The organism is Arthrobacter sp. USHLN218 (assembly GCF_037144715.1).
Lineage (GTDB): Bacteria > Actinomycetota > Actinomycetes > Actinomycetales > Micrococcaceae > Crystallibacter.
Genome location: NZ_JBBCYT010000005.1, coordinates 73735 through 91621, shown reverse-complemented (window position 1 = coordinate 91621; position 17887 = coordinate 73735). Strand labels below are relative to the sequence as shown.

Genomic DNA, 17887 nt, shown 5'->3' with positions numbered 1-17887 from the left:
GTTCTTCAGGGGCGGCGCCGCGGGAGTTCAGCCCCGGGCGGCTACGACGTAGCGGCAGGCCTCGACGAACGGGGTCAGCAGCGCAGCGAGCTGGCCGTCCGGCGAGCCCGGCTCCTCGGGGTGCCACTGCACGGCCAGCAGCCAGCCCTCGTCCGGACGCGCCAGTTCGACGGCCTCGACCACGCCGTCCGAGGCCGTGGCAACCACGCGCAGCCGGTCGCCGAGCCGGCGGACGGCCTGGTGGTGTCCGGACTGCACGGTGATCTCGCCGGCCCCGAGCGCGTCCGCCAGCAGCGAATCGGGATGGACGGACACGGCATGCCCGGCCATCGGCGGACGCTCCTCGTGGACCTTGTGCACGGAGTCCGGCCCGAGGTCCTCGATCAGCGATCCGGCGAATGCCACGTTGATCAGCTGCAGCCCGCGGCAGATGCCGAGCACCGGCCGGCCGTTCTCCACCGCGCCGACGACCAGGTCGATCTCGGTCTCGTCCGCGGTGGCGTCCACGGCATGCACCGTCGGCTCCGCGGTGTCGCCGCCATAGCGCGACGGGTCCACGTCCCCGCCGCCCAGGATGAGCACGCCGTCGAAATCCACGGCGCTGAAGACGTGGCCGGAGGCGGAATTCACGACGACGGCGTCCGCGCCGGCCGCCTCGAGTCCCGCCACGGCATTGCGGGCCAGCCCGGCCAGCTCTTCGGAGAACCAGGCCGCATGCGACGGCGCGTCCTGGGCGTAGCTGACCGCGATCCGCGGCCGCTCTGCGCCGGTGTTCATGCCGGGTACAGCGGGTTGTGGCCGGCGGCGACCCGCTCGCCCCCGCGGACCGGTCCGGGGGCCACGCCGTCGCCGAACGGGCTGCCGCCGAGGCTCTCCCGGCCGTGCCCGCTCAGCCAGTTGGACAGGTCCGGCCCCTGCGGGATGATCTGGGTCGGGTTGATGTCCTCGTGCACCACGTAGTAGTGGGCCTTGATTTGCTCGAAGTCGATCGTGTCGCCGAAGCCGGGCGTCTGGAACAGGTCCCGCGCGTAGCCCCACAGCGCCGGCATCTCGGTGAGCTTGTTCCGGTTGCACTTGAAGTGGCCGTGATACACCGGATCGAACCGGGCGAGCGTGGTGAACAGGCGGACGTCGGCCTCGGTGATGGTGTCGCCCATCAGGTAGCGCCGCGTGCCCAGCCGCTCCTCCAGCCAGTCCATCGCCGTCCAGAGCCGGTCGTAGGCCTTGTCGTACGCTTCCTGCGAGCCCGCGAAGCCGCATCGGTAGACGCCGTTGTTGACCTCGGTGAAGACCCGCTTGTTGACCACGGCCATCTCCTCCCGCAGGTGCTCCGGGTACAGGTCCGGGGCGCCTTCGCGGTGGTACTCGGTCCATTCCGTGGCGAAGTCCAGGGTGATCTGGGGGTAGTTGTTGGTGACGACGGCGCCCGAAGCCACTTCCACGATGGCCGGCACGGTGATGCCGCGCGGGTAGTTGGGGAAGCGCTTGAAGTACGCCTCCTGCAGGCGCTCGATGCCCAGCACCGGGTCCTTGCCGCCGTCGTCGAGGTCGAAGGTCCAGCTGCGCACGTCATGCGTGGGACCGGGCAGTCCGATCGAAATGACGTCCTCGAGTCCAAGCAGCCGGCGCACGATGATGGTGCGGTTGGCCCAGGGGCAGGCACGCGCCGCCACCAGCCGGTAGCGCCCGGGTTCCACCGGCCAGCGGCCCTCGTTCGGGTTGCCCCCGCCGCGGAGGATCCGGTCCTCGATGTAGTGGGTATCCCGGTTGAACTCCTCGCCCGTGTGCACGTAGGCGCCCTTGGTGCTGAATTCGGTGGAAGCTTGGCTTTGGCTCATGCCTTCAGCCTAGCGCCCGCCGGGGACAGTCCGCCGGGATGCCCTGCTTCCAGCGAGCCAGCCCCGCCGCGCGCGCCCCCTCGGCACGGCGCAAAAGTGTGAGCTGGGTCGCTAGAGTGGGGGCGTTGGGGTCCCCGTTCGCGCCGCCGGCCCAGCCGGCACCACTCGCACCTACAAGGAGATTCTGCATGTCCACGCTAAACCAGCAGGACGGCCGCAATCCGGTCTCGGCCATGATGCGGCCCGTCAATAATCTGGTGGAACGTTTCATCCCGAGTGCCCTCGTCTTCGGCATCGTCTTGACCCTGATCGTCGCCGCCCTCGCGCTGGCCCTGACCGACGCCGGTCCGGTGGAAGTAGTGAAGGGCTGGGGCGACGGACTCTCCGGACTGCTGGCCTTCATGACCCAGATGGCGCTGGTCCTGCTGCTGGGACACACACTCGCCAACACCCGGCCGGTCCGGAGGCTGCTGGCCTTCCTCGGCGGGCTGCCGCGCGGCCAGATCCAGGCCTATGTCTTCGTGTTCGTGGTGGCGGCGGCCGCCTCGCTGATCACCTGGGGCCTCGGGCTGGTGGTTGGCGCCCTGCTCGCGAAGGAGGTGGCGGCGCAGCTTCGGGCCAAGGGCGTTCGGCTGCACTTCCCCATGCTGGTGGCCGCAGGCTTCTCGGGCTTCGTGGTCTGGCACATGGGCTACTCCGGCTCCGGCCCTCTGACGGCCGCCACCGAGGGGTCCTTCATCGCCGAGCAGCTGGGCCGCACCGTGCCGATCAGCGAGACCACCTTCTCCCCGTGGAACATCGCGGCCGCGCTCGCCACCGTGGTCGCCGTCGGGCTGGCGCTGGCCGCCGTGGCTCCCCGCGGCGACGACAAAATCATTGAACTCGGGATCGATGCCCGGGACACCGGCGTCGACATCGACGAGGATGTGGTGACCCCGGCGGACCGGCTGGACGCGAGCCGCATCCTGACCACCGTCGTCGGACTGGTCCTGGTCGCCTACCTCGCGATCCACTTCGTCCAGGGCGGGTCGCTGACGCTGGACATCGTCAACTGGTCCTTCCTGGCACTGATCTTCCTGCTGGTGCGCAACCCGTTCGAACTGATGGCGCTGGTCAAGGACGCCGCATCCAACGTCGGCGACATCCTGCTGCAGTTCCCGCTCTACGCCGGCATTCTCGGCATCATGACCGCGTCCGGCCTCATCACGGTGTTCTCCGACCTCTTCGTCAGTATCTCCACCCCGCAGACCTTCGGCGTGCTGGCACTGCTCTCGGCCGGCCTGGTCAACTTCTTCGTGCCCTCAGGCGGCGGCCAGTTCGCCGTGCAGGCGCCGATCATGCTCGATGCGGCCGAGCGGCTCGGGGTGGACCCGTCCGTGCCGATCATGGCGGTGTCGTATGGCGACCAGTGGACCAACATGATCCAGCCGTTCTGGGCGCTGCCGCTGCTGGCCATCGCCGGGCTCAAGATGCGCGACATCCTCGGCTACACGACGTTCACGCTGATCGCCTCCGGGCTGGTTTTCGCAGCCACCCTGCTGATCGTCGGGGCGGGGTAGCCGGGCCGCTTCCTCGGCCGGGACCGCAATTAACGCAGGAGGGCGTCCCTCGCACCAGGTGGCGGGACGCCCTCGGCGTTGGAACGGCTTTAGCTCGCGTCGACGGCGTCCGCCCCTTCGGCCAGCATCGGCAGGAAGGTATCCAGCGCCCACGGCAAGCTCAGCGGCGAGGCCGCGGAGATGGACAGCGTCAGCGTGTTGTCGGAATCCGCCACCAAGGCACCCTTCTCGACGGCGGGAATCTGGCCGAGCAGCGGATCCTCCAGCACCTGCTGCTTGGTCTTGTCGCTGGGAACCCAGGTCACGAAGATGTCGGAGTCCAGCTCGTTGGCCTTCTCGGCAGACCATGGAAGGAAGAATTCCTCGGAGTCGCCTGTAGCCTCGGTGACCACGTCGGCCTGCTTCATTCCGATGCTGCTCAGGAACTTCGGCCGGTTGTCGTTGGCCGTGTAGACGTTCACGGCATCGCTGGCGGCGGGGTCGAGGTTGCCGTAGATGAAGGTCTTGCCGGCCAGCTGCGGGTACTCCGCGGCTTTCTCGTCGACCATGGCCTCGGTGCTGGCGATGAGCTCCTCGGCCTCGGCGCCCTTGCCCAGGGCCTTGCCGATCATCTCGGTCGAGGTCTGCCAGTCCGTGCCATACGCCGTCTTCGGATAGGCGACGACGGGCGCGATCTTGGACAGCTTGTCATAGTCCTCCTGGGTCAGGCCCGAGTAGGCCGCCAGGATGACGTCCGGTTCCGTGGCGGCGATGTCGTCGAAGGCGATGCCATCCGCTTCGGAGTACTGCTTCGGCGCCTTTTCGGACCCGGCGCCCGCGCCGAGTTCTTCCAGCTTGGCGTCCTTCCAGGGGGTGGACCCGTTCTCGTTGCCGCCCCACTCCACCTTCGGCATCCCCACAGGAACGACGCCGAGGGCCAGGGAGACGTCGTCGTTCACCCAGGAGACGGTCGCGACGCGTTCCGGTTGTTCGTCAATGACGGTTTCCCCGTAGGCATGCTTGATCGTGACGGGGAAGGCGCCGTCGGACGCGGCAGCCGTGCCGCCCTCCGATGAGCTTCCCGCGGGTCCGGTGGAGCAGGCGGTGAGGGACAGCAGGACGGCGGCGGCCGCGGCGGCTGCCCGCAATCTGGAAAGGGCCAACGGTGGCCTCCTTGGCTTGAGCGACAGGAACAAAAGTAAGGGTAGCCTACACTCAGCGCTATTAGGGAAACGTTTTGTTGCGTATTAGGTCGCCGCCGCCTGCCCGGTCGGGCAGCGGCGTCAGTCCGCGCCGATGGCCGCGGCGCCAGCCGGCACGGTGCGCGGATCCGCTGCAGCCTCCGCCTGCCGGAAGAGCAGCAGGCCCGCGGCGACTATGCAGCAGCCGGCCGCCACGAAAAACGGGGCACTCATGCTTCCCAGCCAGGTGGCGATATGTCCGACCAGGATGGCCGAAGCGGCACCGCCCAGCCAGCGCAGGAAGTTGTAGCCGGCACTGTTCACCGCCCGAAGTCCCGTTCCCGCACTCATCGCACTGCCGGTGAACAAGGTATTGAGCACGCCCGACACGAGTCCGGAGAGCACCACGCACACCACGACGACGGACTTGATGCCGGTCGCCATGGCCAGCAGGAGGACGGCATAAAGAACGACGGCGGCGATCGCACCTCCGCGCTCTCCGAGCCAGGCGGCCACCTTCGGCGCCAGGACGACCCCGGAGAAGGCAACGCAGACGCCCCAGCCGAAGAAGATGAACCCAATGGCGATGGCCCCCTCGCCCAGCACGAAGGGCGCCCACGCGATGATCGTGAAGAAGGCCGCCGTATAGAAGGCGGAGCCGATCGAGGTCAGCAGCAGGTTGCGGTTGCGCAGGGTCAGCAGCGGATCGATCAGCCGGATCGGCTGGCGGGCGGAACGGCCCTCATCCTTCCGGAGCATGACAGCGCAGAGCACGGCACCGACCGCCATCAGGACGGCCGTGCCGGCGAACGGCCCGCGCCAGGAGACATTTCCCAGCACCGCACCGAGCAGCGGCCCGACCGCCAGCCCGGCGCCCAAGGCCGCCTCGTAGAGCAGGATTGCCCCCTGCTGGCCGCCCGATGCGGCGCCGACAATGACGGTCAGGGCTGTGGCAATGAAGAACGCGTTACCCATCCCCCAGACGGCGCGCAGCCAGATCAGCGTCTGGATGTCGCCGGCCAGGGCACACAGTCCGGCGGCCACCACAATCAGGACAAGGCCGGCGATCAGCGTGCGCTTGGTGCCGAAGCGGTAGGACATCATGCCCGTGAGCAGCATCGCGACCACCTGCACGCCCAGGTAGGACCCGAAGAGCATCGTCGCCTCGGACGGGCGGGCCCCGAGGGATTCGGTGAGCACATTCAGGATGGGATCTACCAGACCGATACCCATGAACGCGATGACGGCGGCGAAAGCCGTCACCCAGACGGTCTTGGGCTGCCCGCGCAGCGCGTCGGTCAGCCTGGGGTGTGCTGCAGTTGCTGATTGGCTCATGATTCTCCTGCCCTAGGCGGGGTGGCGGCATCGAGGGCCAGCAGCCGGGCCATGGCCGGAACGGCGTCGCGCAGATGCCGCAGGTCCTCCTCGTCAAGGCCGGCCAGCAGGTCCGCAAACTGGCCGTTGCGCTCGGCCACCAGCTCTGCGATCTGGGAGCGGCCGTCATCGGTCAGGTCGACCTGCACGGCCCGCCGGTCCTGGGGGTCCGGTACGCGCCGGACCAGCCCGAGCTTCTCCAGCCGCGAGACCATGCTGGTGGCGGTAGGCATCCTCACGCCCTCCAGGGCCGCGAGCTCCCCCATCCGCAGCGGGCCCCGGTCCAGCAGCGCCGTCAGGACGGAGGACTGCGCTGCTGAAATGTCCCAACCGGGACTGCGCCGCCGGACCATCTGGTAGACGCGGCTCAGCAGCGGGCGCAGCTCCTCTGACAGCTGCATTTCCGCGCGGCCTGCCGTTTTCTTCGTTGCCATAATGATTAGAGTATCTAACTATTAGTAATACTAAGCAAATCGGGACGCGCGTGAGCCTCACGATCCGGCCGCCGCCGTCGTTGTACTGGGAGAGAATGGGACAAGCCCGCGAGCATGAACCAGGGAGCATCAGGACCATGAGCCGCACGCACACCACCATGGACACGCCGGTCGGCGAGCTGACCATCGTCGCCGAGGACGGCGCGCTGACGGCCATCTATTTCCCCTCGCACAAGCGGCTGCCGGACCCCTCGGAGTTCGGCGCGCGGACCGAGGACGGCTTCGAGGAGGCCAAGGCCCAGCTCACCGAGTACTTCGCCGGCGAGCGCCGTGTGTTTTCCCTTCCGCTGGCGCCGAAGGGCGATGCTTTCCAGCAGAAGGTCTGGGCCCTGCTGCGCGCCATCCCGTACGGACAGACGCGTTCCTATGGCCAGCTGGCCGCCGAGCTCGGGGATCCGCGCCTGGCGCAGGCCGTCGGCAACGCGAACGGGCGGAACCCGCTGTCCATCGTGGTGCCCTGCCACCGCGTGGTGGGCGCGGATGGTTCGCTCACCGGTTATGCCGGCGGCCTGGAGCGCAAGCGCTTCCTGCTGGAACTGGAGGAGCCGGACGAGGCGAAGGCCAACAGGCTTTTTTAGCACCGCGCCTCACGCAACCGCGCCCAGGAACGTCTACAGGATGTGCAGATGAAACCGTTCGAGCAGCTGGTCACGGACCACGGGGCCATGGTGCTGCGCGTCTGCCGGCTGCTGGTCGGTCCCGGCGCGGATGCCGAAGATGCCTGGTCGGAGACGTTCCTTTCCGCCTTGAAGGCCTACCCGCTCCTGCCCGTGGACGCGAACCACGAAGCGTGGCTGGTGACGATCGCACGGCGCAAGGCCATCGACCTGCTCCGGAAACGGTCCAGGACCCCGATTCCCGCCGAACACCTGCCCGAGCGGCCATCCACGCTGGGGATCCCGGGACACAGCGACGACGAACTGCGCCAGGCCGTCGCGGGCCTGCCGCTGCGCCAGCGCGAGGCCGTTGCTCTTCACTACCTTGCCGGCCTGCCTTATGCCGAGGCGGCGGAACTGACCGGCTCGTCCGCCGACGCGGTCCGGCGCGCGGCGTCGGACGGTATTGCCAAGCTGCGGGCCCGCTACCGCGTCCTCCAGAACTCTCCGGAAGGAGCCCTGCCATGACTGCCCCGTCCTCGCCCGACCTGCTGCCCGCCCGGGCGGAACGGACCGGGCCGGCACTGCCCGAGCCGCTGGAACGGCTAAGCATTTTTGAAGGTGCACTCTTGGAACAGCTGCACGGAAGGCTGGAATCCGCCGCCCGCGAAGCCGACCTGCTCGACGTCGCCTACACGACGATCGACAGCCCCCTCGGCCCCCTGCTACTGGCGGCGACGAGCCAGGGCCTGGTCCGCGTCGCCTTCGCCAACGAGGACCACGGCGCGGTCCTCGCCGCGCTGGCCGCTGCCGTGAGCCCGCGGATCCTGCACGCGCCGGAGCGGCTGGCAGAGGCAACCGGCCAGCTGGAGGAGTATTTCGCGGGGCGCCGGCGCACGTTCGACCTGCCGCTGGACCGGCGGCTGTCCAAGGGCTTCCGGCTCAGCGTCCACCGGCACCTGCCGTTGATCCCGTACGGCAGCACGGAGAGCTACGCGCAGGTGGCGGCGGCGGTCGGGAACCCCAAGGCTGTCCGGGCGGTCGGCAGCGCCTGCGCGACCAACCCGCTGCCCGTCGTCGTCCCCTGCCACCGGGTCCTGCGCTCGGACGGCTCCGCGGGCGGGTACCTCGGCGGGCCGCAGGCCAAGGCCTGGCTGCTCGGCCTGGAGGCCGCCGCGTGACCGCGCTCTTCGAAGCCGGCCCCGGCGGACCGCGCGAGGTATCCCCCGGCGCTGTGCACATTCCCGGCTGGCTCAGCCTCCAACAGCAGCGCACGCTGGTGGAAGCGTGCAGGGAGTTCGGCCGTGGCCCGGTACCGTACCGCGCCGCCAAGCTGCCCGGCGGCCACGAGATGAGTGTGCGGACCCTCTGCCTGGGCTGGCACTGGGCACCCTACAAATACACCCGGACCGCCGACGACGTGAACGGAGCCCGCGTCCTCGGCTTTCCCGGATGGCTGGCGGACTGGGGCCGCCGGGCCCTGGCGGACGCCTACGGGGATCGGCAGGAAGGGGGCTACGAACCCGACACGGCGCTGATCAACTTCTACGAAGACACCGCAAAGATGGGCATGCACCAGGACAAGGACGAGCGGGCCGGCTTCCCCGTGGTCTCGCTCAGCGTCGGCGACGACTGCCTGTTCCGCTTCGGCAACACGGAGACCAGGACGAAGCCTTACACGGACATCCGGCTGCGCTCCGGGGATCTCTTCGTCTTCGGCGGGCCGGCGCGGTTCGCGTACCACGGGGTGCCCCGGATCTACCCCGGCACCGCCGACCCGGAATGCGGGCTCACCGGAGGCCGGCTCAACCTGACCATGCGTGTCACCGGGCTGTCCTGACAGGCCGAAGGACGAGGGAGAATCAAGGACATGGAGAAAACCGTTTCCGGCGTCGTGCTCGGCGAGGACGGGCTGGCGCGGCCGGCCTGGGCTGCGACGGACCCGCTGATGCGCGAGTACTACGACACGGAGTGGGGCGTGCCGGTGCGCGGCGAACAGGGGGTCTTCGAACGGATCAGCCTCGAGGGATTCCAGGCCGGCCTGTCCTGGGCGACCATCCTGCGCAAGCGCCCGGCCTTCCGGGCCGCCTTCCACGATTTCCAGGTCGACCGGGTCGCGGCCCTCACCGAGGACGACGTCGAACGGTTGATGGAGGACGCTTCCATCGTCCGCAACCGGGCCAAGATCCGCGCCGTCATCACGAACGCCCGCGCCGCCATCGCGCTGCGCGCCGAGGGCGGCGTCAGCGACTTCGTCTGGTCGTTCCAGCCGCTCAGCACCCCGGCGCCGCGGCATATCGGCGAAATACCGACGACGTCCGAGGAGTCCGTGGCGCTGTCCAAGGCGCTGCGCAAGCGCGGGTTCGCGTTTGTCGGCCCGACGACGATGTTCGCCCTGATGGAGGCGATCGGCATGATCGACACCCACCTTGTCGACAGCCACCGCCGCGGCAGCTCGGGCCTCTGGGCCTGACCTGTCACAAAGGAGCAGCCATTCCATCGGGCGCTGGTGAGGCGTGCCACAATGAGTGGCAGATGCGCCGGGAACGGACCCGGCCTTCTCCGGCGCGGCAAAGAGGCCGTCCCGGTGACGCTGAACGTTCCGCCGTTAAGGAGAAGACGTGACCATTCTCGTTGCCTACGCCCCGCGCCCGGAAGGCCGCGCCGCCCTCGCCAAGGGCATCCAGATGGCCACCACCCAGAACGAGAAGCTCCTGGTCGTCAACGCCAGCGCCGGCGGACCGCACAAGGACCCGGCCCTGGCCGACGGCCATGACACGGACTGGGTCAAGCGCGAACTGAGGAGCTCAGGCCTGGACGCCGAGTTCAGGCAACTGGTCCGGGGCAAGGACGCCGTGGAGGAAATCCAGGAGCTGACCGAAAGCCTGCCCGCTTCCCTGCTGATCATCGGCCTGCGCAAGCGCTCGCCGGTCGGCAAGCTGATCATGGGCAGCACCGCCCAGCAGATCCTGCTGACGGTGGACTGCCCGGTGCTGGCCGTCAAAGCCCGCTAGTTGCGCCTCCCGCTCCCGTTCAGCGCCCCGTTCGACCGGCCCGCCATGCTGGCCGCCCTCGCCGCGCACGCCGTTCCCGGGCTCGAGTCGGTGGATGCGGCGGCGGGCACCTGCACCCGCCTGTACGCCTCGGCCGCGGGCCCCGTCCTCGGGACCGTGTCGCTCGGTCCTGCCGGCGGGGAGCTGGAACTGGAGACCCGGGACACTGCGGCGGCAGCCGCTGTGACGGCGGCGGTGCGCCGCTGGCTTGACCTGGACCTTGAACCGGCGGCGGTGTCCGCGGTTCTGGGGGCGGATCCGCGGATCGGGCCTTTGGTCGCGGCCCGCCCCGGACTTCGGATCCCGGGCTACGTGGACGGCTTCGAAGGGGCCGTCTGCACCGTCCTCGGCCAACAAGTCTCGCTCGCCGCGGCCCGCACCTTTGCCGGGCGGCTGGTTGCCGCGTTCGGCACCGGCCATCCCTCCGGCCTCCACGCGTTCCCCTCACCGGAGGGCCTTGCCGCCGCCGGACCGGACGCCGTCCGGGCCGCGGTGGGCCTGACCGGATCCCGCGCCAGGACCGTCCATGCCCTGGCCGAGGCCTGCGCCGCGGGGCTGGACATCTCGCCGGAGGGCGACCACCGCCTGATCCGGCACGAGCTGCTGAAACTCCCGGGGATTGGCCCGTGGACCGCCGACTACCTCGCCATGCGCGCCCTGCATGACCGCGACGCCTTCCCCGAGGGCGACCTGGTGCTCCGGCGGGCCCTCGGGCTGGAATCGGTCAAGGAGGTCCGGGCCCACGGCTCGGCCTGGTCGCCGCTGCGTGCCTACGCCGTCTTCCACCTCTGGACGGCGCATGCCTATCTGCCCTAACGGTTTCGCATCTCCCGGCAGTTCGGCAGGCGGACCGAATCAGAGACGGTAGTACGCGGCCAGCTCCGCTTCCTGTTCGGGAGAGAGACCTTGTTCGGCCTCGATGTCGAGGTCCGGCGAATCCTTGATCGTTTCGCCGTCGTACGCCACATGAACGTCGGCTCCCTCGACCCGGGCTCCGGCCATCGGCACGAAGCGGGGCTTGGTTTCCAGCAGCCCCAGTGCGACGGTAATCCAGGCGATCCGGCCCGAGCCGCGGTCGCGGTGCACCTGGCCGACCTGCCCGAGCTTGTGTCCTTCGCTGTCCCACGCGGTGGCGTCCTGCAGCTCGTGGATGTCTTCGTTCATTCGAGTGCTCCTTCAAATAGCCGCATCTTTGACCGCATCGGCGCTTCCACTAGCAAGCCTGCTTAGTAACGAACCTAGCAGCAGGTCCGGACTTGTCAACGGTTTGGCCTCAGCGCGGCACGCCCGAGCGGTTGCCGTGGCGGCGCAGGAACAGGGCGAGCACGACGCAGAGCGCGTAGCCCGCGCCGACGAAGACCCAGCCGGTATTGAAGTTGCCCGTGGATTCCAGCAGCAGGCCGGTCAGCAGCGGCCCGGTGGCGAAGCCGGCGTACATCCCCATCGAAATCACGCCGGTGGCCGCGCCGACGCGGGCGGCGGGAACAACTTTCATCACGCCGGCCATGATCACCACGTTGGTGCCAAGTATGGTCGCCCCGTGCAGGGCCACGCCCAGCCAGAGCAGCGCGGGGGCGTCGAACTCCCCCGCGCACAGCAGTGCGGCGGCCCCGAGCACCGCGCCGATCCCCAGCATGATCAGCAGCGTCGAGGCCCGCATTCCTCTGGCCATCTGCCGGCCCCAGAGGATGCGGGACGTCACGCCGACGATGCCGGAGACGCCGGCGGCGATGCCGCCCAGCAGCAGCGAAAAACCCAGTTCCCGAACCGTGAAGAGCGGCAGGTAGACGTTGGTCGCCTGCATCCCCAGGCCGGACAGCAGGGCGTACCCGGCGAAGAGCCAGACGGCGAGCGGGAATCCTTTGCCCGGCTCCGCAGCGGGTGCCGTCCGCGCGGCGGGAGATCCCGGCGTCGTTATGGGCTTTTCGTCCGGAAGGCGGCGCAACCCGTAGAACAGGAGGGCGAGTGCGACGACGGCGGCGAGCCCCGTGGCGCCCTGCCACCCGACCCAGAGTGACATCGCCGGGAAGAACAGGCCGGCAAAGAGCTGGCTGCCTTGCACCCCGGACTGCTTGACCCCGATCCAGCCGGGACGTTTGTGCGGCGCCACGTTGTTGATGATGATGCGGTTGGTGGTGGGGTTCGATATTGCCTGCGCCGGGCCCGCGAGGACGGCCGCGATCAGCAGGACCCAGTAGTCGTGGGCCAGCGCGCCGACCACCAGGGCCAGCGCGGTGCCCGCGAAGATCAGGATCAGCTGGGCGCGGTTGGAGATCCGGTCGCTGAGCCGGCCCAGCCACATGCTGGAAAGAGCGGCGCTGGCAAAAATCGCCGTCGCCAGCAGGCCGAACTGGCCCGTGGTGATGCCCAGGTCCGCGATGATCAGCGGACTCGTCGCACTCAACCCGTAGTTCAGCAGCGGGCCGACACCCATGGCGCAGGTGAGGACAAACAAGAGGGCGCCGGCGGGCTGCTTGGTCATGGTGCTGGGGATCTCCTGGTTCGCGGGGCGGGGCTGCCCCGTTATGCAGGCTACCCGCACGGGTAGCCACGGCAGGAACCGCGCCCGCCGCGGCTACCGCGTTTCGCACAGCGGCGAGGCTAGGATCAAACCGTGTCCCCACGGCGGGGACCTGTTGTTGGGGGAAGATCGCGTGGGGACTCGCTGGATGGAGCGCTCCGGCTCCAAGTCGATAGTTCGGTTCCGGCGCGCCCGGGCCGTGCTCATCCTGGTCGTCTTGTTCTGGATCTGGCTGCTCACGGGCGGGGCCGGCGGCCTCACGGCCCTGGCGGCATCGCCGAAGGCGCTGGTCCTGGCGCTCTACGCCGGCGCCGTCGTCGTACCCGTATCCGCCCTCGCCGGGCTCACGGCCGGCGCCATGATGCTGGCCGAATGGCCTCGGCGGAGCGGCCGGGCGGCAGGCGGGGCCCGGGCTTCGAAGCCGGCGCAGGCGCTGGCCTCGGCCCGCGAGACGCTGATCCGGCTGACGCTGTGGATCCGACGGGCGACGCTTGCCCGCCTATCCACGTTTGCCCGCCTGCCCGCGTTGCCGCGCATTTCCGAACTGCCCGCGTTGCCGCGCATTTCCGAACTGCCGGGGGTGAAGCTGCTCCGGATGCCTGTGCCGTCGCGCCGGCCCGCATCCCCGCGGCCAGCCCGGTCCGCCACAGACCCCACGCTCCCCAGCCGGCCGCCGGCACCGAAGGCAGTGCCCGAGCCACCCCAAGGCCCCGCCGCTCCCCGGACCAGCGTCCCGGCTCGGCCGAGCCGTGAGCCCGCCGGGATTCCCGCACCGCCGGTCAGGCTTCCGGGGCAAGCCACCCGCATCCCCTCGCCGCCCGACTGTCCGCCGGGCATCGGAACGGCCGGGAATGCCGGGAACGGTGGCAGCATCGCGTCCTGAGCCGCGTGGCCGGCAGCGCCCCCTTCCGGCAAGGGGCCTCTAAAGCCTCCCGACCCGCCGGTACCGGCAACCAAGCCCGGGGGCCGAGCGCCACGCATGCTTCGAAGGAATGCGGCACACTTCACTGGCCTGGATGGTAGGATTCACCCCTTTTTCGCGCCGAACAGGCTGTGGCGGCTCGTAAAATTGAAGTGCCCCCACTATCCGGGCCGGCACCCCTTCTTACACACTTTCCGGGAGACCCCTATGCTTCGCACCCGTCAGCGTGTGGGCCACGACATCCTGCTGGCCCGCCACGGAAACGCCATCACCAGCATGCGCCTCGACCGGCGCACCAACTCTGTCGTTGCGCTGCTGGACGACGGCCGGCTGGACCGGGCCCCGAACATGATCTCCCCCGACATGCCGCAGCCGGTGGGGATCACCGGCCTGACCGCGGACGACCGCAAGCTGCTCGGCATCATGACGGGCACCTTCGCAGGCCTGGGCGCGCTCATGGTCGGCGGGGTGCTGGCCATGGTCCAGTTCGGCCAGCAGCTCGGCCTCACCGAAGCGGCAGCGCATATCCCGCAGTCGGCCGGCTTCTGACGGCACCTGCCGCTACGGCGCCGGCATCCCGCCGTTGACGTTGAGCGTCTCCCCCATCACGTAGCTCGACTCGGAGGACGCCAGGAAGACGTACGCCGGTGCCAGCTCTGTCGGCTGCCCGGCGCGCCCGATGGGCGTCGACTTCCCGAACTCCGGCAGTTCCTCCTTGGGCTGGCCGTCGCTGACCTGCAGCGGCGTCCAGAACGGTCCCGGCGCGACCGCATTGACGCGGATTCCGCGCGGTGCCAGCTGCTGGGCCAGGCCCTTGGTGAAGTTGTTGATCGCACCCTTCGTCGCCGCGTAGTCGATCAGGGTGGGCGAGGGCATGTATGCCTGGATCGACGTCGTGTTGATGATCGAGGACCCCGGCTTGAGGTGCGCGAGCGCCGCCTTGGTGATCCAGAAGAACGCGTAGATGTTGGTCTTGAACGTCCGGTCGAACTGCTCGTCGCTCAGGTCTTCGAGCTGCTTCACGGCGATCTGCCGCCCCGCATTGTTGACGAGGATGTCCAGCCCGCCGAGCCCGTCCGCCGCGCGCTGGACCACGTCGCGGCAGGTTGCCGAGTCCGTCAGGTCGCCCGGCAGCTGCACGACCTTGCGCCCCTCCTTCTCGATGAGCTCCGCGACGACCTTGGCGTCCTCCTCCTCTTCCGGCAGGTAGGACATCGCCACGTCGGCGCCCTCGCGGGCAAAGGCAATGGCAACCGCGGCGCCGATGCCCGAGTCCGATCCCGTGATCAGCGCCTTGCGCCCCTCCAGCCGGCCGGTCCCGCGGTAGGAGTCCTCGCCGCGGTCCGTGTGCGGAACCAGCTCTTTGTCCAGCCCCGGTTCCGGCTGGTCCTGTTCGGGCGGCTCGATGCTGGGGTAGCGCTTGACGGGATCCTGGAAGGTGTACTGGTCCTGGGCCACGGGACGGCTCCAATCTGCTTCGGAATTACTAAGCTTACTTACCAGCCTAGAGGGAGCCGTCCCGCTGTCAACGCCCTGCCCGGAATCAGACCCCGACGCGCGAAAGGAGCGCCGCGGCGGCCGCTTCGACCCCGGTGGACAGCGTCGGCTCCATGGCCGGACCGAAGAACGGTGAGTGGTTGACCGGCGCCGAGCCCGCGGCCAGCGTCCCTTCGGAGTGGCCGCCGAAGAACCAGAACACCGACGGGACGCCGATGGCTTCGGCGAGCGTGCCGAAGTCCTCCGAGCCCATCAGCGGCTCCACCTCGCTCACGTTCGCCTCCCCCAGCGCTCCGCGAAGGGCCTCCGCGGCCGCGGCGGTGGCGACAGGATCGTTGTAGTTGCGCGGGAACGTGTAAAGCTCCTCGATGGTGGGTTCCGGCGCATTCGAGGCCTCGGCCTCTGCCTTGATGATGCGCCGGAGCGCGGCGAGGACCCGGCCGCGCACGTCGTCGTCGAACGTCCGGATGTTGAGCGTGAACTCCGCCGAGGCGGGAATGATGTTTTCCTTCAGTCCGCCGTGGAAGGTGCCCACGGTAACGACGGCGGCGCGCCGGGGATCGATTTCCCGGGAGACTATCGTCTGGATCCGGGTGATCATGTGCGCCCCCAGCACGATGGGATCGACGGCGTCCTGCGGCTGCGAGCCGTGGGACTGCTTCCCGTGCAGCGTCACCTTCCACGAATCGGCCTGGCTCATGGTGTGCCCGGCGACGTACTGGATGGTCCCGGCCCGGCCCGGCATCACGTGCTGGCCGAAGATCACCTCCGGCTTGGGCGCCTTGGACCACAGCCCGTCGTCCACCATGGCCCTGGCTCCGGCCGCGGTCTCCTCGCCCGGCTGGAAAATGAACACGATGGTGCCGGACCAGTGCGCCGTCGCCCCGGCGAAGAGCTCGGCGACGGTCAGCAGCGCCGCGGTATGGGTGTCGTGTCCGCAGCCGTGCATGACCGGGACCTGGGTTCCGTCCTCCAGGACGCCCGTGGCGGTACTGGCGTAGGGCAGTCCCGTGTCCTCCCGGATCGGCAAGCCGTCAGTGTCCGCCCGGAACGCCACCGTCGGCCCCTCCCCGTTGCGCAGGATGCCCACGACTCCGGTACCGCCGCAGCCGAAGGTCTCCAGCCCGCAGGCCCGGAGCCGCTCGTCGACCAGCGCGGCGGTCTCGTGCTCCTGCATGGACAGTTCGGGGTGCGCGTGGAGGTACCGGTACAGGGCATGCAGGCGGTCCTGCTGGTCGGCGGTCAGTCGGAAGGGCTGGGGCAGTGCGGGCATGAAGGGCTCTCTCTGGCGGAACGGACGGAATGCAGTCAGGCTACGACGGCGGAGGTGCGCTGGCGGGCGAACCACGCGATGAAGATCGTACCGATGACGGAAATTGCGGTGGACATCATGCTCAGCCCGGGCACCAGCGGCAGCAGGACGAACTGGACCATCAGGACCACGCCGAACGCGATCAGGGTCGGCCGCAGCTGCTTCATGGACACGATGGCCTGCACGATCACGGCGCCCATGACGGCGGGCAGGACATACAGGCGCGCCACGGCAATCAGGTCCTCGGGGATGACGCTGATCAGCCATGTGCCCAGCAGGCCGACGAAGACCAGCAGCGACGTGAGGTGGACCGCGGCGGCGCCGCAGATGGCCATCACGGCGGCAAGATCGCCGCGCTTGGTGCCGGGCTTCGCGTTGATGTTGGTCTGCGCGACCAGTGCCGAGGGCAGCAGCTTGTTGGAGATGTTGCCGATCATGAACGCCTGGTACATCGCGGCCGGGCCGAGGATCGGGAAGTAGGTCAGCGGCTCCACAAGCCAGATGACGACGAACGTGCCCGCCACCGCGGCGAAGGCGGTCCACAACTGGGACGTTGTGACATCCAGGTTGCCGAAAATGACCAAATACAGCGGGCCGGAGAGGGAGATGATGAGGCCGGCGATCATGGTCAGCCGCCCCCAGCGGGAGGTGGTGCGGTCGAATTCATCGAGGCTGGCGGTGCTGGCGGTGTCGGTCTGGGCAGTCAGCGATGTGGACATGGCGGAATCCTTTTCGGTTCTGGTGGATCAGGCGACGGGACCGAGGCCGGCACCGTGGGCGAAGTAGGCGACGGTCAGGCCGGCGAGGATCGCGAAGCCCAGGCCCCATTCGCGCAGCCAGTTCTTGCCGAGCTTCCTCGACAGGAAGACGCACAGACCCATGACGGCCGCCGCGGACAGCAGCGTCACCACATGGGCGGCGCTCTTGGGCAGTTCCGCGGTGCCCAGGGAGATGAACGCAGCCAGCAGGGCGGCCGCCGGCACCACGGTCATGATGGCCGGGTTCACCTTGGCCAGCTTGTGTCCGCCGCGCTTGAGGATCGGGGTGAAGACCAGCGTGGCCAGCATCCACATCGCACCGCCCAGGCTCATGGCAAAGAAGGCCACCGCGAAGACCTGCTGGGTGTAGGAGTCCCCGCCCAGGGAGGCACCCATCGTCGTCGCGGAGATGTTGGCCGCCCCGGTCTCGTAGGCGGCCGACCCGATCAGGCCGATCCGGACCAGCACGGCCGGGGTGCCGAACAGGGCCAGCAGCGCCACGGCCACCAGGACCACGGCCAGCGAGGGTCCGATGGCGGCGATCGCGCCGGATCGGAAGGACGTCTTGAGCTCGTCCTGCGTCATGCCGGCGGCCGGCGCGGCCTTGCGTGCGGCGCGGATGTAGATCACCGACTGGACGATGATGACCGCAAAGACGCCGAGGCCGCAGATCCAAAGGATCGGCGAGTTGGCGACGGCCAGGATGTCCGTGGAGCTGCCGTCCAGGGGCAGGGCGAGAGGTGTCATGATGCTCTTCTCTGTGCGGAGCCGCTCTGGGCCATGTACTGGAAACTGACTTACAG

21 protein-coding genes are annotated in these 17887 nt (G+C 69.1%); 10 read left to right on the top strand and 11 right to left on the bottom strand.

Annotated features, from left to right (window positions below):
- Positions 1-27: 27 nt before the first annotated feature.
- Together WFH44_RS12790 and WFH44_RS12785 are read right to left on the bottom strand one after the other, a co-directional pair.
- Positions 28-777 (bottom strand): gamma-glutamyl-gamma-aminobutyrate hydrolase family protein, encoded by a 750-nt coding sequence (locus WFH44_RS12790; RefSeq protein WP_336714259.1) that lies wholly within the window; start codon positions 775-777, stop codon positions 28-30.
- Positions 774-1838 carry a glutathione S-transferase family protein gene (locus WFH44_RS12785; RefSeq protein ID WP_336714258.1) on the bottom strand — a complete coding sequence of 355 codons (1065 nt, stop codon included), beginning with the start codon at positions 1836-1838 and terminating at the stop codon, positions 774-776. Before WFH44_RS12785 ends, WFH44_RS12790 begins: the two co-directional genes overlap by 4 nt.
- Before the next feature lie 188 nt (positions 1839-2026).
- Between WFH44_RS12785 and WFH44_RS12780 the strand changes: the two genes are divergently transcribed.
- Positions 2027-3397 (top strand): short-chain fatty acid transporter, encoded by a 1371-nt coding sequence (locus WFH44_RS12780; RefSeq protein WP_336714257.1) that lies wholly within the window; start codon positions 2027-2029, stop codon positions 3395-3397.
- Between the two features lie 89 nt (positions 3398-3486).
- Here the strand turns inward: WFH44_RS12780 and WFH44_RS12775 are convergent, their stop codons facing one another.
- From WFH44_RS12775 to WFH44_RS12765, 3 genes are all read right to left on the bottom strand, one after another.
- The gene (locus WFH44_RS12775; protein ID WP_336714256.1) at positions 3487-4539 is read right to left on the bottom strand and encodes an iron-siderophore ABC transporter substrate-binding protein; all 1053 of its coding nucleotides are present in this window, start codon (positions 4537-4539) and stop codon (positions 3487-3489) included.
- Between the two features lie 120 nt (positions 4540-4659).
- Positions 4660-5892, bottom strand: coding sequence for an MFS transporter (locus WFH44_RS12770; protein WP_336714255.1), 1233 nt, complete (start codon positions 5890-5892; stop codon positions 4660-4662).
- Positions 5889-6365, bottom strand: coding sequence for a MarR family winged helix-turn-helix transcriptional regulator (locus tag WFH44_RS12765; RefSeq protein WP_336714254.1), 477 nt, complete (start codon positions 6363-6365; stop codon positions 5889-5891). Before WFH44_RS12765 ends, WFH44_RS12770 begins: the two co-directional genes overlap by 4 nt.
- A gap of 137 nt (positions 6366-6502) precedes the next feature.
- On the opposite strand from WFH44_RS12765, the gene WFH44_RS12760 reads away from it, so the two are divergent.
- From WFH44_RS12760 to WFH44_RS12730, 7 genes are all read left to right on the top strand, one after another.
- A complete protein-coding gene (locus tag WFH44_RS12760) occupies positions 6503-7003 on the top strand; it encodes a methylated-DNA--[protein]-cysteine S-methyltransferase (protein WP_336714253.1) in 501 nt (166 codons plus the stop codon).
- Positions 7004-7051: 48 nt separating this feature from the next.
- Entirely contained in the window at positions 7052-7549 is a 498-nt protein-coding gene (locus WFH44_RS12755; RefSeq protein ID WP_336714252.1) for an RNA polymerase sigma factor, read from the top strand.
- Entirely contained in the window at positions 7546-8202 is a 657-nt protein-coding gene (locus tag WFH44_RS12750; protein ID WP_336714251.1) for a methylated-DNA--[protein]-cysteine S-methyltransferase, read from the top strand. The genes WFH44_RS12755 and WFH44_RS12750 overlap by 4 nt, the downstream gene beginning before the upstream one ends.
- The gene (locus tag WFH44_RS12745; protein ID WP_336714250.1) at positions 8199-8861 is read left to right on the top strand and encodes an alpha-ketoglutarate-dependent dioxygenase AlkB family protein; all 663 of its coding nucleotides are present in this window, start codon (positions 8199-8201) and stop codon (positions 8859-8861) included. The genes WFH44_RS12750 and WFH44_RS12745 overlap by 4 nt, the downstream gene beginning before the upstream one ends.
- Before the next feature lie 30 nt (positions 8862-8891).
- A complete protein-coding gene (locus WFH44_RS12740; protein WP_336714249.1) occupies positions 8892-9494 on the top strand; it encodes a DNA-3-methyladenine glycosylase I in 603 nt (200 codons plus the stop codon).
- Between the two features lie 148 nt (positions 9495-9642).
- Complete coding sequence (locus WFH44_RS12735) at positions 9643-10035, top strand: universal stress protein (protein ID WP_336714247.1); 393 nt, start codon at positions 9643-9645, stop codon at positions 10033-10035.
- Positions 10036-10890 (top strand): DNA-3-methyladenine glycosylase family protein, encoded by an 855-nt coding sequence (locus WFH44_RS12730; protein ID WP_336714246.1) that lies wholly within the window; start codon positions 10036-10038, stop codon positions 10888-10890. It begins immediately after the preceding gene.
- 39 nt (positions 10891-10929) lie between these two features.
- On the opposite strand, the gene WFH44_RS12725 is transcribed toward WFH44_RS12730, so the two are convergent.
- Both WFH44_RS12725 and WFH44_RS12720 read right to left on the bottom strand, forming a co-directional pair.
- Complete coding sequence (locus WFH44_RS12725) at positions 10930-11238, bottom strand: PRC-barrel domain-containing protein (protein ID WP_336714245.1); 309 nt, start codon at positions 11236-11238, stop codon at positions 10930-10932.
- 109 nt (positions 11239-11347) lie between these two features.
- Positions 11348-12556, bottom strand: coding sequence for an MFS transporter (locus WFH44_RS12720; protein WP_336714244.1), 1209 nt, complete (start codon positions 12554-12556; stop codon positions 11348-11350).
- Between the two features lie 172 nt (positions 12557-12728).
- Between WFH44_RS12720 and WFH44_RS12715 the strand changes: the two genes are divergently transcribed.
- A complete protein-coding gene (locus tag WFH44_RS12715; RefSeq protein ID WP_336714242.1) occupies positions 12729-13478 on the top strand; it encodes a hypothetical protein in 750 nt (249 codons plus the stop codon).
- A 246-nt stretch (positions 13479-13724) separates the two neighbouring features.
- Positions 13725-14066 carry a hypothetical protein gene (locus WFH44_RS12710; RefSeq protein WP_336714241.1) on the top strand — a complete coding sequence of 114 codons (342 nt, stop codon included), beginning with the start codon at positions 13725-13727 and terminating at the stop codon, positions 14064-14066.
- Positions 14067-14078: 12 nt separating this feature from the next.
- On the opposite strand, the gene WFH44_RS12705 is transcribed toward WFH44_RS12710, so the two are convergent.
- The 4 genes from WFH44_RS12705 to WFH44_RS12690 all read right to left on the bottom strand — a co-directional run bounded on the left by WFH44_RS12705 (position 14079) and on the right by WFH44_RS12690 (position 17831).
- Positions 14079-14975 (bottom strand): SDR family oxidoreductase, encoded by an 897-nt coding sequence (locus WFH44_RS12705; protein WP_336714239.1) that lies wholly within the window; start codon positions 14973-14975, stop codon positions 14079-14081.
- Positions 14976-15060: 85 nt separating this feature from the next.
- A complete protein-coding gene (locus WFH44_RS12700) occupies positions 15061-16287 on the bottom strand; it encodes an amidohydrolase (protein WP_336714238.1) in 1227 nt (408 codons plus the stop codon).
- A 35-nt stretch (positions 16288-16322) separates the two neighbouring features.
- Complete coding sequence (locus WFH44_RS12695) at positions 16323-17045, bottom strand: hypothetical protein (protein ID WP_336714237.1); 723 nt, start codon at positions 17043-17045, stop codon at positions 16323-16325.
- Between the two features lie 27 nt (positions 17046-17072).
- Positions 17073-17831: a DUF5058 family protein gene (locus WFH44_RS12690; RefSeq protein WP_336714236.1), complete on the bottom strand. Its 759-nt coding sequence runs from the start codon at positions 17829-17831 to the stop codon at positions 17073-17075.
- Between the last annotated feature and the right edge of the window lie 56 nt (positions 17832-17887).

Excerpts from the sequence above, each read along its gene's own strand:
- WFH44_RS12790 (WP_336714259.1), bottom strand. The coding sequence starts at position 777 with ATGAACACCGGCGCAGAGCGGCCGCGGATCGCGGTCAGCTACGCCCAG.
- WFH44_RS12785 (WP_336714258.1), bottom strand. The coding sequence starts at position 1,838 with ATGAGCCAAAGCCAAGCTTCCACCGAATTCAGCACCAAGGGCGCCTAC.
- WFH44_RS12780 (WP_336714257.1), top strand. The coding sequence starts at position 2,027 with ATGTCCACGCTAAACCAGCAGGACGGCCGCAATCCGGTCTCGGCCATG.
- WFH44_RS12770 (WP_336714255.1), bottom strand. The coding sequence starts at position 5,892 with ATGAGCCAATCAGCAACTGCAGCACACCCCAGGCTGACCGACGCGCTG.
- WFH44_RS12765 (WP_336714254.1), bottom strand. The coding sequence starts at position 6,365 with ATGGCAACGAAGAAAACGGCAGGCCGCGCGGAAATGCAGCTGTCAGAG.
- WFH44_RS12760 (WP_336714253.1), top strand. The coding sequence starts at position 6,503 with ATGAGCCGCACGCACACCACCATGGACACGCCGGTCGGCGAGCTGACC.
- WFH44_RS12755 (WP_336714252.1), top strand. The coding sequence starts at position 7,052 with ATGAAACCGTTCGAGCAGCTGGTCACGGACCACGGGGCCATGGTGCTG.
- WFH44_RS12750 (WP_336714251.1), top strand. The coding sequence starts at position 7,546 with ATGACTGCCCCGTCCTCGCCCGACCTGCTGCCCGCCCGGGCGGAACGG.
- WFH44_RS12740 (WP_336714249.1), top strand. The coding sequence starts at position 8,892 with ATGGAGAAAACCGTTTCCGGCGTCGTGCTCGGCGAGGACGGGCTGGCG.
- WFH44_RS12725 (WP_336714245.1), bottom strand. The coding sequence starts at position 11,238 with ATGAACGAAGACATCCACGAGCTGCAGGACGCCACCGCGTGGGACAGC.
- WFH44_RS12720 (WP_336714244.1), bottom strand. The coding sequence starts at position 12,556 with ATGACCAAGCAGCCCGCCGGCGCCCTCTTGTTTGTCCTCACCTGCGCC.
- WFH44_RS12710 (WP_336714241.1), top strand. The coding sequence starts at position 13,725 with ATGCTTCGCACCCGTCAGCGTGTGGGCCACGACATCCTGCTGGCCCGC.
- WFH44_RS12700 (WP_336714238.1), bottom strand. The coding sequence starts at position 16,287 with ATGCCCGCACTGCCCCAGCCCTTCCGACTGACCGCCGACCAGCAGGAC.
- WFH44_RS12695 (WP_336714237.1), bottom strand. The coding sequence starts at position 17,045 with ATGTCCACATCGCTGACTGCCCAGACCGACACCGCCAGCACCGCCAGC.
- WFH44_RS12690 (WP_336714236.1), bottom strand. The coding sequence starts at position 17,831 with ATGACACCTCTCGCCCTGCCCCTGGACGGCAGCTCCACGGACATCCTG.